15 protein-coding genes are annotated in these 12,864 nt (G+C 56.2%); 9 read left to right on the plus strand and 6 right to left on the minus strand.

The genetic code is table 11. The features are described from left to right. From INF68_RS19380 to yfcG, 3 genes are all read right to left on the minus strand, one after another. Window positions 1–469, minus strand: a 469-nt coding sequence (locus INF68_RS19380) for an NAD-dependent epimerase/dehydratase family protein (protein WP_193525393.1), incomplete at its 3' end; no start/stop codon positions are given. A 13-nt stretch (window positions 470–482) separates the two neighbouring features. Continuing rightward, on the minus strand, window positions 483–851 hold the full coding sequence (gene folX, locus INF68_RS19385; protein ID WP_023616057.1) for a dihydroneopterin triphosphate 2'-epimerase: 369 nt from the start codon (window positions 849–851) through the stop codon (window positions 483–485). 75 nt (window positions 852–926) lie between these two features. Further along, window positions 927–1,556, minus strand: a complete 630-nt coding sequence (gene yfcG, locus INF68_RS19390; RefSeq protein WP_193525394.1) for a GSH-dependent disulfide bond oxidoreductase — start codon at window positions 1,554–1,556, stop codon at window positions 927–929. Between the two features lie 141 nt (window positions 1,557–1,697). Here yfcG and yfcF point away from each other — a divergent pair, with 141 nt between their 5' ends. From yfcF to yfcD, 3 genes are read left to right on the plus strand one after another with little or no spacing between them, the layout of a single operon-like run. Further along, a complete protein-coding gene (gene yfcF / locus INF68_RS19395; protein WP_193525395.1) occupies window positions 1,698–2,342 on the plus strand; it encodes a glutathione transferase in 645 nt (214 codons plus the stop codon). A gap of 56 nt (window positions 2,343–2,398) precedes the next feature. Beyond that, window positions 2,399–2,950, plus strand: a complete 552-nt coding sequence (gene yfcE / locus INF68_RS19400) for a phosphodiesterase (RefSeq protein WP_193525396.1) — start codon at window positions 2,399–2,401, stop codon at window positions 2,948–2,950. Between the two features lie 55 nt (window positions 2,951–3,005). Continuing rightward, a complete protein-coding gene (yfcD, locus tag INF68_RS19405) occupies window positions 3,006–3,560 on the plus strand; it encodes an NUDIX hydrolase YfcD (RefSeq protein WP_023312551.1) in 555 nt (184 codons plus the stop codon). A 3-nt stretch (window positions 3,561–3,563) separates the two neighbouring features. Here the strand turns inward: yfcD and INF68_RS19410 are convergent, their stop codons facing one another. Continuing rightward, window positions 3,564–4,583, minus strand: coding sequence for a LacI family DNA-binding transcriptional regulator (locus INF68_RS19410; protein WP_023312550.1), 1,020 nt, complete (start codon window positions 4,581–4,583; stop codon window positions 3,564–3,566). Window positions 4,584–4,817: 234 nt separating this feature from the next. On the opposite strand from INF68_RS19410, the gene INF68_RS19415 reads away from it, so the two are divergent. The 5 genes from INF68_RS19415 (at window position 4,818) to INF68_RS19435 (ending at window position 8,800) form a co-directional block, all read left to right on the plus strand. Further along, complete coding sequence (locus INF68_RS19415; protein ID WP_193525397.1) at window positions 4,818–5,261, plus strand: PTS sugar transporter subunit IIA; 444 nt, start codon at window positions 4,818–4,820, stop codon at window positions 5,259–5,261. Between the two features lie 80 nt (window positions 5,262–5,341). Beyond that, entirely contained in the window at window positions 5,342–5,614 is a 273-nt protein-coding gene (locus INF68_RS19420) for a PTS sugar transporter subunit IIB (protein WP_193525398.1), read from the plus strand. A gap of 21 nt (window positions 5,615–5,635) precedes the next feature. Further along, window positions 5,636–7,027 carry a PTS ascorbate transporter subunit IIC gene (locus INF68_RS19425; RefSeq protein ID WP_032659183.1) on the plus strand — a complete coding sequence of 464 codons (1,392 nt, stop codon included), beginning with the start codon at window positions 5,636–5,638 and terminating at the stop codon, window positions 7,025–7,027. Then, window positions 7,024–7,854 carry a transketolase gene (locus tag INF68_RS19430; RefSeq protein ID WP_109846077.1) on the plus strand — a complete coding sequence of 277 codons (831 nt, stop codon included), beginning with the start codon at window positions 7,024–7,026 and terminating at the stop codon, window positions 7,852–7,854. The genes INF68_RS19425 and INF68_RS19430 overlap by 4 nt, the downstream gene beginning before the upstream one ends. Further along, on the plus strand, window positions 7,847–8,800 hold the full coding sequence (locus INF68_RS19435) for a transketolase family protein (protein WP_109846078.1): 954 nt from the start codon (window positions 7,847–7,849) through the stop codon (window positions 8,798–8,800). Before INF68_RS19430 ends, INF68_RS19435 begins: the two co-directional genes overlap by 8 nt. Before the next feature lie 74 nt (window positions 8,801–8,874). Here INF68_RS19435 and pta read toward each other — a convergent pair whose 3' ends face one another. Together pta and ackA are read right to left on the minus strand one after the other, a co-directional pair. Further along, window positions 8,875–11,016, minus strand: a complete 2,142-nt coding sequence (gene pta, locus INF68_RS19440) for a phosphate acetyltransferase (RefSeq protein ID WP_023312545.1) — start codon at window positions 11,014–11,016, stop codon at window positions 8,875–8,877. Between the two features lie 76 nt (window positions 11,017–11,092). Further along, window positions 11,093–12,295 (minus strand): acetate kinase, encoded by a 1,203-nt coding sequence (ackA, locus tag INF68_RS19445; RefSeq protein ID WP_193525399.1) that lies wholly within the window; start codon window positions 12,293–12,295, stop codon window positions 11,093–11,095. Between the two features lie 337 nt (window positions 12,296–12,632). Here ackA and yfbV point away from each other — a divergent pair. After that, the coding region (yfbV, locus tag INF68_RS19450) for a terminus macrodomain insulation protein YfbV (protein WP_193525400.1) at window positions 12,633–12,864 on the plus strand (232 nt) is incomplete at its 3' end.

Here is a 12,864-nt window from a genome sequence, read left to right on the forward strand (position 1 = left end):
TTACCCATAAGCTCTGCGCCCAGTGGGAGCGTATCGCCTGCGCGGCGCAGAGCTTATGGGTAAACTCGTTATGGGGTGGCTCTTCCTCGGTCACCACCACCTCGCCAAGATCGCCGTAATAACCCACTGCGGAACCCGAAATCAGCACGGAAGGCGGCGTGTGGCTATTGCGGATCAGCTCTACCAGCTTTTCGGTAATGTTCCACCGGCTGCTGCATAACAGCTGTTTTTGCTCTTCCGTCCAGCGCTTATCGGCGATGGGTTCACCCGCGAGGTTAATGACGGCGTCGAAGCCGTCCAGATTTTGCTGATCGGCCAGATTTTTCCAGATATCGACACCCGCCCCCAGCACCTGACGCGCTTTCTCCGGGCTGCGAGTGACGACGGTAATGTCGTGACGCAAGGCCTGCAGACGCGCAATGAGGTGGCGACCAATAAGGCCTGTGCCGCCGGTCAGCAAAATCTTCATACAACCTCCAGGATTACGCCTGGCGTCGCCAGCTTAGCGTCATGGAGACGGAATCGGCGTAGCGCAGGGCGTGAAGTTTATCGATCTCAACTTCAGCATAAGTGACCCAGTGATGTTCGCGTGCGATATCGAGCACATCCTGAGTTAATTTTTCCAGCAGAGAGAAGCGGTTATTCTCCACAAACTGGATAATGTTCTTGGTGATTGTGCGGTAGTTCAGCGCGTCGTTGATGTCTTCGCTGGCCCGCGCTTTGTCTGCGGGATAGTGAATTACCACGTTAATGACAATATCCTGACGGTTGGCGATCTCTTCCTCTTTGATACCGATGAAGGTACGAAGGCGTAAATTTTTTATGCGAATAATGGCGTCTGGCTGTGACATTGCAGGTCTTCTCCGTGTCAGTATTTCACGCTCATCATACATGAGAGGCTCGCGGGTACCCAGCCTCATAGAGGGTTAAATCTGCTGGATTTTTTGCATCGCCCGCTCGGTGGCCGGGCGGGTCCGAATGCGCTCAAACCAGTTATTCACCGCCGGGTAAGCGGCCAGGTCAATTCGGTGTTTTTCATGCGTATTCACCCACGGCCAGCAGGCGATATCGGCAATACTGTAATGATCGCCCCCGAGCCACGGCGTTTTCTTCAGCCGACGGTTCAGAACGTCATAGAGCCGTTGAGTCTCAACCTGATAGCGTTCTATCGCGTAAGGAATAGGCTGCGGGGCGTAAGCGGTAAAATGATGATTTTGTCCCAGCATGGGCCCCAGCCCGCTTGCCTGCCAGAAGAGCCATTGCAGGGTATGGTGACGCTCGCGCAGTTCGCCGCTCAGCAGTTTGCCGGTTTTCTCCGCCAGGTAGAGCAAAATTTCACCGGATTCAAACAGGCTCAGAGGCCTGCCCCCGTCGGCCGGCTGGTTATCAATAATGGCCGGGATTTTATTATTCGGCGAGATAGCCAGAAAGAGAGGGCTGAACTGTTCGCCTTTGCTGATATCCACGCGAATGATCCTGTAATCCAGTTCGGCTTCTTCAAGAAAGAGGGTGATCTTTTGGCCGTTTGGGGTAGGGGCGTAATAAAGGTCGATCATTCTCAACTCCTGTCCATGCGAATAGTGGTGCCATGACAAATGAGTATAGGTGGTTGTTGTAAATCGTGAGTTTTCATCAAGTGACAGCGAGGCAAAGAGATTATATGTTGAGTAAAAACCCGATCAGCCGATGAGGATGTTATGAACCAGCCCGTAATCACGTTGTGGTCCGATGCGAATTTCTTTTCTCCCTATGTAATGAGCGTATACGTTGCGCTGGCCGAAAAAGGACTCACTTTTACGCTGAAGACCGTTAATCTCGACGGCGGTGAACATCTCAAGCCACAGTGGCAGGGTTACGACCTGACCCGACGCGTGCCGGTGCTGGAGATTGACGGTTTTGCCCTGAGCGAATCGTCGGCGATTGATGAATATCTGGAAGATAGGTTCGCGCCGCCCGAGTGGGAGCGGATCTATCCGCACGACCTGCAAAAACGCGCTCGGGCGCGGCAGATCCAGGCGTGGCTGCGAAGCGATCTGGTGCCAATTCGCGTGGAACGCTCAACGGACGTCGTGTTCGCCGGGGTGAAAAAGCCAGCGCTCAGCGCTGAAGGTCGTGAAAGCGCGCAAAAACTCATTGAAACCGCCACCTCGCTCCTCGCACACGGCAACCCGAACCTGTTCGGCGAGTGGTGCATTGCCGACGCCGATCTTGCGTTGATGCTAAACCGCCTGATCCTCAACGGCGATGAGGTGCCGCAGCTGCTGGTGGATTATGCCGCGTTTCAGTGGCAGCGCGCCTCCGTGCAGCGCTATGTGGCACTATCTGCCAGGCGCGCGGGCTGATAAGCCCGGACGCTTCAGGTATGATGGGGGCAGTCTGTTTTCCCGAGGAGTGACTGATGAAACTGATGTTTGCGTCGGATATCCATGGATCGCTGCCCGCTACCGAGCGTGTCCTTTCCCTGTTTGCACAAAGCGGCGCGCAGTGGCTGATTATTCTGGGGGATGTGCTCAACCACGGCCCGCGCAACGCGCTGCCGGAGAGCTACGCTCCGGCGCAGGTCGCGGAAAAGCTCAACCCGTACGCCTCGCGAATCATCGCCGTTCGCGGCAACTGCGACAGCGAAGTGGACCAGATGCTGCTGCATTTTCCCCTTACCGCGCCATGGCAGCAGGTGCTGCTGGAACAAAGCCGCCTGTTCCTGACGCACGGGCATCTTTTTAGCCCGGATAATATCCCGGCGCTCGCGGCTGGCGATGTCCTGGTTTACGGTCATACTCATATTCCGGTTGCTGAAAAGCGCGGTGAGATTTATCACTTCAACCCGGGATCGGTCAGCATACCGAAAGGCGGTTATCCAGCAAGCTATGGCATGCTGGATGGAAATACCCTGCGCGTTATCGCACTTAATGATCAGCAAGTTATTGCGCAGATAGCGATTAATCCGTAAGTTACACCTCAACTGCAAACGCGCCGAAAGAGCGCTTAGAAGAGAAGGTTTCCCGATGGTGGAGCAGAGTCATTTGGCAAGTACAGAGTGGGTTGACATTGTCAGCGAAGAGAATGAAGTGATCGCGCAGGCCAGCCGCGAACAAATGCGTGCGGAGCGTCTGCGCCACCGCGCAACGTACATCGTTGTGCATGACGGTATGGGCAAAATTCTGGTCCAGCGCCGCACGGACACCAAAGATTTTCTCCCGGGTATGCTGGATGCCACCGCAGGCGGTGTTGTCCAGGCAGATGAAGTGCTGCTGGATTCCGCGCGTCGAGAAGCAGAAGAAGAGTTAGGTATCGCCGGCGTGCCGTTTGCCGAGCACGGCCAGTTCTATTTCGAAGACGAAAACTGCCGCGTCTGGGGCGGGCTGTTTAGCTGCGTCTCCCACGGGCCGTTCGCTCTGCAGGAAGAAGAGGTGAGTGAAGTCAGCTGGATGACGCCGGAAGAGATCACCGCGCGCTGCGACGAGTTCACGCCGGATTCGTTAAAAGCGCTGGCGCTGTGGATGACCCGCAACGCCAAAAACGAATCGACCAAATCAGAGAAAGAGGAAGAGGCTGAGTAATATTCAGCAACTCTCTCTCAGACACAGACTGGACGCGATGGGCTTTTGATCGCGCCAGTCACCGTCATTCAGACGCTCCAGCAACGCTTTCCCGGCTTCAATTCCAATCTTACGATGCGGCACCGCCATCGTCGTCAGCGGCGGCTGACAGACGCGGCTCACGTCGCTATCACCAAAACCTACCACCGCCAGGTCGTCCGGCACCTTGATTCGCCTGCGCTGGCACTCGTACAGCGCCCCGCAGGCCAGCTCATCTGAGACGCATACCAGCGCATCCAGCTCCGGCCACGCCAGCAGGAATTCAGGCAGCTGTGCCGCGCCTGTCGAGAAGCTTGGCGGCATCGCCGCGTTAATGACCCGGGTTGGCGACATATGGTGGCGAAGCATGGCTTTGTACCAGCCCTGCAGATGCTGCTGGAAAATCCACTGCTCCTGGTTGGCGCACAGCAGACCAATATTTTGGTAGCCGCGCTTAATCACCATTTCCGTGAGTTCATACATGGCCGCTACGTTATCAATCCCGATATTCATATCAATCGGGTCGGCGCGCATGGCGCCCATCTCCATCACCGGAATGGAGGCGTTTTTCAGCCAGTGGCGAACGGTATCGGTATGTTCAACGCTGAGCAGGATAGCGGCGGCAATATTCGATGCCAGCAGCGTCTCCAGCAACTTCTCCTCCTGCTCCAGGCGATGCTGGGACTCTGCCAGCATGATCTGATACCCGGCAGGCTGTAGCACCTGCTGTAGCCCGGCGAACATCTCCGAGCAGCCAGCTTCGGAGAGGTTAGGCACCACCATGGCTATCGTCCACGACGACGCCGAGGCAAGCGCGCTGGCGGCAAGATTAGGCATATAGCCCAGCTCCTGCACGGCAGCTTCAATTTTTTCACGTAGTTTATCGGAAACCTGTTCGGGCGTGCGGAGTGCACGGGACACGGTCATCGTGCCCACACCGGCAAGCTGTGCGACATCGGCGAGTGTCACTTTACCAGTACTGCGCCGTTTTCGGGTTAGAGACATACACCTTCCTGCTGACCAGACGCGTTCTTCATTTCCTTCGCTTCACGTGACAGGCAGTATACGCCTTAAATCCTTTTTTTTGCTGTGATTTAGCGCCGTGATTGCAATTTGATAGCGCTATCACATTTCTGCATGTTAAGCATTGGTAGCGCTATCTTTGTGATCGCGATCGCAGTCATCCAGCGATGTGTTGAATAAAGTTTGCTCATCTTTAGTGGGTAGCGGGAGTGAAAAGTGCTCAAAAAATGGATATATGATACAACCATCACGCTGCAGGATAGCGTGGAAAACTGGCCGCAGGCGCTGGAGCTGTGCGCGAAGCCGCTTCAGGATTTGCAGGTGATTGAGCCTGAATACGTCACGGCCATCATCCAGCAGCACCACACGTTAGGACCCTATTATGTGCTGGCACCAGGGCTGGCGATGCCGCATGCGCGGCCGGAGGAAGGTGCCAAAGGACTGGGGTTGTCTTTATTAAAACTAAAACAGGGCGTCTCGTTTGGTGCCGGTGAGTTTGACCCTGTCGATGTGATTATCATGCTCGCGGCACCGGATAAACATAGCCATATCGAAATGATATCCGCACTTGCAGAATTATTTTCCAGCGACGAGAATATGGAGAAACTGCATCAGGCGAATACCCTGGAGGAAATTAAAACGATTATTGACCGCTTCTGATTTAATTCTTTAATCCGATTATTCACAACATTACGCGACAGCGTGATGGGGCGTGCTCTACTCAAAATAAGGGGACAACAATGAAAATCATGGCTATTTGCGGCTCCGGCCTGGGCAGCAGTTTTATGGTCGAAATGAATATTAAAAAGGTGCTCAAAAAGCTGGAGATTGAGGCTGAGGTTGAACATTCCGATCTCTCCTCGGCCACGCCGGGCGCGGCCGATCTTTTCGTGATGGCAAAAGACATTGCGGCCAGCGCCAGCGTCCCGGAAAGCCAGCTGGTGGTGATTAACAACATCATCGACATCAACGAACTTGCAGCGCAGCTGCGCGCCTGGTTCGAAAGACAATAACCCTGATAAGGCGAGGTGGATATGTTTATCCTTGAAACGCTGAATTTCGTTGTTGATATTTTAAAAGTCCCTTCAGTGCTGGTCGGTTTAATTGCGTTAATTGGTCTGGTTGCGCAAAAGAAAGCCTTTTCGGACGTGGTGAAAGGAACGATTAAAACCATTCTTGGCTTTATTGTGCTGGGCGGTGGTGCAACGGTGCTGGTGGGGTCATTAAATCCTTTGGGCGGTATGTTTGAACACGCCTTTACGATCCAGGGCATTATTCCAAACAATGAAGCGATTGTGTCAATTGCGCTGGAGAAATACGGCGCAGCGACCGCGCTGATTATGGCCTTCGGCATGGTGGCGAATATTATCGTCGCACGCTTTACTCGCCTGAAGTACATCTTCCTGACCGGTCACCACACGTTTTATATGGCGTGCATGATTGGCGTGATCCTGACGGTCGCGGGCTTTGAAGGCGTGGGTCTGGTGTTTACCGGCTCGCTGATCCTCGGCCTGATTATGGCCTTCTTCCCGGCGATTGCGCAGCGCTACATGAAGCGCATAACCGGCAACGATGAAATTGCCTTCGGCCACTTCGGCACGCTGGGCTACGTGCTGTCCGGCTGGATTGGCAGCAAGGTTGGCAAGGGCTCACGCTCAACGGAAGAGATGAACCTGCCGAAGAACCTGAGCTTCCTGCGCGACAGTTCGATCTCCATCTCCCTGACCATGATGATTATCTACCTCATCCTGGCGGTGAGCGCCGGGCGTGAGTACGTGGAGGCCACCTTCAGCGGCGGTCAGAACTACCTGGTCTACGCCATCATCATGGCGATCACCTTTGCGGCGGGCGTGTTCATCATCCTGCAGGGCGTGCGCCTGATTCTGGCGGAGATCGTTCCGGCCTTTACCGGCTTCTCGGAGAAACTGGTGCCGAACGCCCGTCCTGCGCTGGACTGCCCGGTGGTGTATCCCTATGCGCCAAACGCGGTGCTGATTGGCTTCCTGTTCAGCTTCCTCGGCGGGATTGTGGGGTTGTTGATCTGCGGTCAGTTTAGCTGGGTGCTCATCCTGCCGGGCGTGGTGCCGCACTTCTTCACCGGCGCAACGGCGGGCGTGTTCGGTAATGCCACCGGTGGACGTCGCGGAGCAATGATTGGCGCCTTTGCTAACGGCCTGTTGATCACCTTCCTGCCGGTCCTGCTGCTGCCGGTGCTGGGCGCCATTGGCTTTGCCAACACCACCTTCTCGGACGCCGACTTCGGCGCGGTCGGGATTGTCCTCGGCAACCTGGCGCGCTTCCTGTCGCCGCTTGCCATCACCGGACTGGTTGTCGCGTTGTTCGCGCTGCTGGTGGCGTACAACGTCTTCGCGAAAAACAAACCTGCGGGCGGTAACGCGCAGGAAAACACCGGAGCCAAATCATGAATGAGAAAGAGATAACCGAACTCGCGCGTCAGATCCGTCTTGAGACGCTGAAATCCCTGACGCAGCTGGGCTTTGGGCACTACGGCGGAAGTATGTCGGTGGTCGAAACCCTGGCTGTTCTGTACGGCGCGGTGATGAAAATCGACCCGGCGGATCCGGACTGGCCGGAGCGGGACTATTTTGTCCTGTCGAAAGGTCATGCGGGCCCGGCGCTCTACAGCACGCTGGCGATCAAGGGCTACTTCCCGGTGGAAGAGCTGAGCACCCTGAACCAGAACGGCACGCGCCTGCCAAGCCACCCGGACCGTCTGAAAACGCGCGGCGTGGACGCCACCACCGGTTCGCTGGGGCAGGGGATCTCCATTGCCGGCGGTATGGCGCTTTCGCACAGGCTGGCGGGGCGACCGAACCGCGTCTTCTGCATCGTCGGTGACGGCGAGCTGAACGAGGGGCAGTGCTGGGAAGCCTTCCAGTTTATTGCCCACCATCGCCTGAACAACCTGACGGTATTCGTGGACTGGAACAAACAGCAGCTCGACGGCGAGCTGGACGAGATCATCAGCGCGTTCGACCTGGAGGGGAAATTCCGCGCCTTTGGCTTTGACGTGGCGATGGTGAAGGGCGACGACGTTCCGGGCCTGCTGGCTTTGACGTCGCGGGTCCCGGCTGCCGACGCGCGTCCGTTAGTCGTCATCCTCGACAGCATCAAAGGGCAGGGGGTGCCCTACCTGGAACAGCTCAGCAACTCGCACCACCTGCGGTTGACCGCGGAGAGCAAAGCGGCCCTCAACGAGACGATTCGCCAACTGGAGGCTTCACATGATTAAGGTTGCACCGGCAGGAGAGAAAGACGCCGTTGAGATGCGTAAGGTCTACGCGGGCTTTGTGGCAAAGCAGATTGAGGCGGGAAGCGAGATTATCGCCCTGGAAGCGGATCTGATGAGCTCTATGGCGATGGACGGCGTGGCGCGCGATTATCCGCAGCACGTGATTAACTGCGGCATTATGGAGGCCAACGTCATCGGCACGGCGGCGGGGCTGTCGCTTACCGGGCGTAAACCGTTCGTTCATACCTTCACCGCGTTTGCCAGCCGTCGCTGCTTTGACCAGCTGTTTATGTCCCTGGACTATCAGCGCAACAACGTGAAGGTGATTGCCTCGGATGCGGGCGTGACGGCCTGCCACAACGGCGGCACGCATATGTCGTTTGAGGATATGGGCATCGTACGCGGTCTGGCGCATTCGGTGGTGCTGGAGGTGACTGACGCGGTGATGTTCGAGGACGTGCTGCGCCAGCTTATCGACCTCGAAGGCTTTTACTGGGTACGCACCATCCGCAAGCAGGCGCCGAGGGTGTACGCCCCGGGCTCAACCTTCACCATCGGCAAAGGTAACGTGCTGCGCGAAGGAACCGATATTACCCTGATTGCCAACGGCATCATGGTGGCGGAAGCGCTGGAGGCGGCGCGTCAGCTTGAGCAGGAGGGGGTAAGCGCGGCGGTCATCGACATGTTTACCCTGAAGCCCATCGACCGGATGCTGGTGAAAAACTACGCCGAGAAAACCGGGCGCATCGTCACCTGTGAAAACCACAGTATTCACAACGGGCTGGGATCGGCGGTGGCGGAAGTCCTGGTGGAAACCTGCCCGGTACCGATGCGGCGGGTGGGCGTCAAGGAGCGTTACGGACAGGTGGGGACGCAGGATTTCCTTCAGAAGGAGTATGGCCTGACGGCACATGACATTGTATCGGCGGCGCGAGAGCTGCTGTAAATAAAAAAGGCGACCCGTTAAGTGGTCGCCTTTTTGTTGCCCGGTAAGCGCTAGCGTCACCGGGCTTTTTAACATTACTGCTGCTGCGAAGACTGGATCGCGGTCAGAGCGATGGTATAGACGATATCGTCTACCAGCGCGCCACGAGACAGGTCGTTCACAGGTTTGCGCATACCCTGCAGCATTGGCCCGATGGAGATCAGGTCTGCTGAACGCTGCACCGCTTTATAGGTGGTGTTACCGGTGTTCAGATCCGGGAAGATGAACACGGTAGCGCGACCTGCAACCGGCGAGTTCGGCGCTTTGGATTTCGCAACGTCGGCCATCACGGCAGCGTCGTACTGCAGCGGACCGTCGATCATCAGGTCAGGACGTTTTTCCTGCGCCAGACGGGTCGCTTCACGCACTTTCTCTACGTCGCTACCAGCACCAGAGGTACCGGTGGAGTAGGAGAGCATCGCTACGCGCGGTTCGATACCGAAGGCAATCGCGGAGTCCGCGGACTGGATAGCGATTTCTGCCAGCTGCTCTGCGGTTGGATCCGGGTTGATCGCGCAGTCGCCATAAACGTAAACCTGTTCAGGCAGCAGCATGAAGAACACGGAAGAAACCAGAGAGCTGCCCGGTGCAGTTTTGATCAGCTGCAGCGGTGGACGGATGGTGTTCGCCGTGGTGTGAACCGCACCGGAAACCAGACCGTCAACTTCGTCCTGCTCCAGCATCAGCGTGCCCAGCACCACGTTGTCTTCCAGCTGTTCGCGTGCAACGGCTTCGGTCATGCCCTTGCTCTTACGCAGCTCAACCAGACGAGCAACGTAGCTCTCGCGAACCACTTCAGGGTCAACGATTTCGATGCCAGCGCCCAGCTCAACGCCCTGAGACGCCGCAACGCGGGTGATCTCATCCGGGTTACCCAGCAGCACGCAGGTCGCGATGCCGCGCTCTGCACAGATAGCAGCTGCTTTAACAGTACGTGGTTCGTCGCCTTCTGGCAGAACAACGCGTTTGCCCGCTTTACGCGCCAGCTCGGTCAGCTGGTAACGGAATGCTGGAGGAGACAGGCGGCGGCTGCGCTCGGAGGTCGCAGTCAAGGATTCGATCCAGTCTGCGTTGATGTAGCCCGCTACGTATTCCTGAACTTTCTCGATACGCTCGTGGTCATCAACCGGCACTTCAAGGTTGAAGCTTTGCAGGCTCAGGGAGGTCTGCCAGGTGTTGGTGTTCACCATGAAGACCGGCAGGCCGGTCGCAAACGCGCGTTCGCACAGCTTGCTGACGCGTGGGTCCATCTCGTAGGCACCGGTCAGCAGGATCGCACCGATTTCCACGCCGTTCATCGCTGCCAGGCAGGCGGCAACCAGCACGTCAGGACGATCTGCGGAGGTTACCAGCAGGGAACCTGCGCGGAAGTGTTCCAGCATGTGTGGAATGCTGCGCGCACAGAAGGTCACGGACTTCACGCGGCGGGTGTTGATGTCGCCTTCGTTAACGATAGTGGCGTTCAGGTGACGCGCCATATCGATTGCACGGGTGGCAATCAGATCGAAGCTCCATGGCACCGCGCCCAGAACCGGAAGCGGGCTGGATTCCTGCAGCTTAGCCGGGTCAACTTTGATGACTTTCGCTTTGGAAGAGTCGTCGAAGATCTCGGACAGGTCAGGGCGAGTACGGCCCTGCTCATCCACCGGTGCGTTCAGTTTGTTCACGATCACGCCGGTGATGTTGGTGTTTTTCGCGCCGCCGAAGCTGCTGCGCGTCAGTTCGATACGCTCGTTCAGCTGCTCTGGGGTGTCGGTGCCCTGAGACATCACGAAAACGATCTCTGCGTTCAGGGTTTTCGCGATTTCAAAGTTCAGAGACTGGGCAAACTGGTGTTTGCGCGTCGGGACCAGACCTTCAACCAGCACCACTTCCGCGTCTTGCGCGTTAGCATGGTAGTTGGCGATGATCTCTTCCATCAGCACGTCTTTCTGGTTGCTGGACAGCAGAGACTCAACGTGGCTCATCTTCAGCGGTTCAGCCGCTGGCAGATTGGAGTTCTTGCGAACGATGGTGGTGGTCTGGTCTGGCGCATCGCCACCGGCACGTGGCTGGGCAATTGGCTTAAAGACGCTCAGACGAACGCCTTTGCGTTCCATAGCACGGATAACGCCAAGGCTGACGCTGGTCAGGCCGACGCTGGTTCCGGTAGGGATCAGCATAATAGTACGGGACACGGTTTATCCTCTTTCGTTACCGCCGCAATTGGGCGGGTTACAAAACAGCACCGCCAGCATTGCTGGCGGTGTGGAATCAGGCAGTCAGGCGGTGCGCGTCTTGCGCAATGACCAGTTCTTCGTTAGTTGGGATAACGAGAGCAGGGCGGGTGCCTTCTTTGTTGATGAAGCCAGACTTGCCGAAGCGGGCAGCCAGGTTACGCTCGTGATCAACGTCGAAGCCCAGAACGCCCAGTTTGCCCAGGGACAGTTCACGAACCATTGCCGCGTTCTCACCGATACCACCGGTGAAGATAACCGCGTCCAGACGGCCTTCCATCAGCGCAGTGTAAGAGCCGATGTACTTCGCCAGACGGTGGCAGTAAACGTCCATTGCACGTTTAGCGTCTTCTTTCTCTGCGTAGTTATCTTCGACGTAACGGCAGTCGCTGGTGACTTCGGTCAGACCCAGCAGGCCAGACTCTTTGGTCAGCATTTTGTTGATCTGGTCAACGCTCATGCCCAGGGTGTCGTGCAGGTGGAAGATGATCGCCGGGTCGATGTCACCGGAACGGGTACCCATCACCAGACCTTCCAGCGGGGTCAGACCCATGGAGGTATCAACACATTTACCGTTGCGGATAGCGGAAACAGAACCACCGTTGCCCAGGTGGCAGGTGATGATGTTCAGTTCTTCAACCGGCTTGTTCAGGACTTTTGCGGCTTCCTGAGTCACATAGAAGTGGCTGGTGCCGTGCGCGCCGTAGCGACGTACGCCGTGCTCTTTGTACAGGCTGTATGGCAGGGCATAGAGGTAAGACTCTTCCGGCATGGTCTGATGGAACGCGGTGTCGAATACGGCCACGTTTTTGTCTTTCAGATTCGGGAAGGATTTCAGCGCTTCAGCGATACCGATCAGGTGAGCCGGGTTGTGCAGCGGTGCGAAGGACGCAGAGTCCTTGATGCCCTGGATCACAGATTCGTCGATCACGACGGAGCTGGTGTATTTTTCGCCGCCGTGGACGATACGGTGACCAATCGCAGTCAACTGAGCAGACAGTTCTGGTTTTTGTGACAGAATAGTGTTAACGATAAAGTTCAGCGCTTCACTGTGAGCGGCGCCTGCACCTAAAGCCGCTTCTTGTTTGCTGCCGTCCATCTTCCACTTGATACGTGCTTCAGGCAGATGGAAACATTCGGCCAAACCAGAGAGGTATTCGTCACCGTTGAGCGCATCGATGATGGCGAATTTCAGTGAGGAGCTACCGCAGTTCAGAACCAGTACTAACTTACTCGACATGGAAGTACCTATTATTGATACGTGGCTAAAAAAACGTCAGTGAGTCTAACAGCGTAACGCATGATGACTCAGACATTTATGATTAACATCATGCCAAACGAACATTGTGGCATGATGGAAGAAATAACTTTGATTTTATGCCATTTTGCACAATTTTCAGCCAATGGCATAATGTGCAATAATTTGACGAGTTAATGATTCTCGTCTAAGGCCCTATCAGGCTGGCACAGGATACCCGATACGGGGTAGAGATGACAAAATATTTTGAACGTTGTCATAGCTTGTTGTGGTTTTGCACGAAAATTTTAATTTTTATATGTGAAGTTGAGGTACAGCCATGTCGACACCAGAGAACCCGTCCGTAAATTTCTTTAGTCTGTTTCGTCGGGGACAGCATTACGCAAAGACGTGGCCGATGGAAAAGCGCCTTGCGCCGATGTTCATTGAGAATCGCACCATTCGCGCCACGCGCTATGCGATTCGCTTTATGCCGCCAGTCGCTGTCTTTACGCTGTGCTGGCAGATTGCGTTGGGCGGCCAGCTTGGCCCTGCCGTCGCGACGGCACTCT

It is taken from the genome of Enterobacter cloacae complex sp. P16RS2, from assembly GCF_014982155.1.
Taxonomy (GTDB): domain Bacteria; phylum Pseudomonadota; class Gammaproteobacteria; order Enterobacterales; family Enterobacteriaceae; genus Enterobacter; species Enterobacter cloacae_M.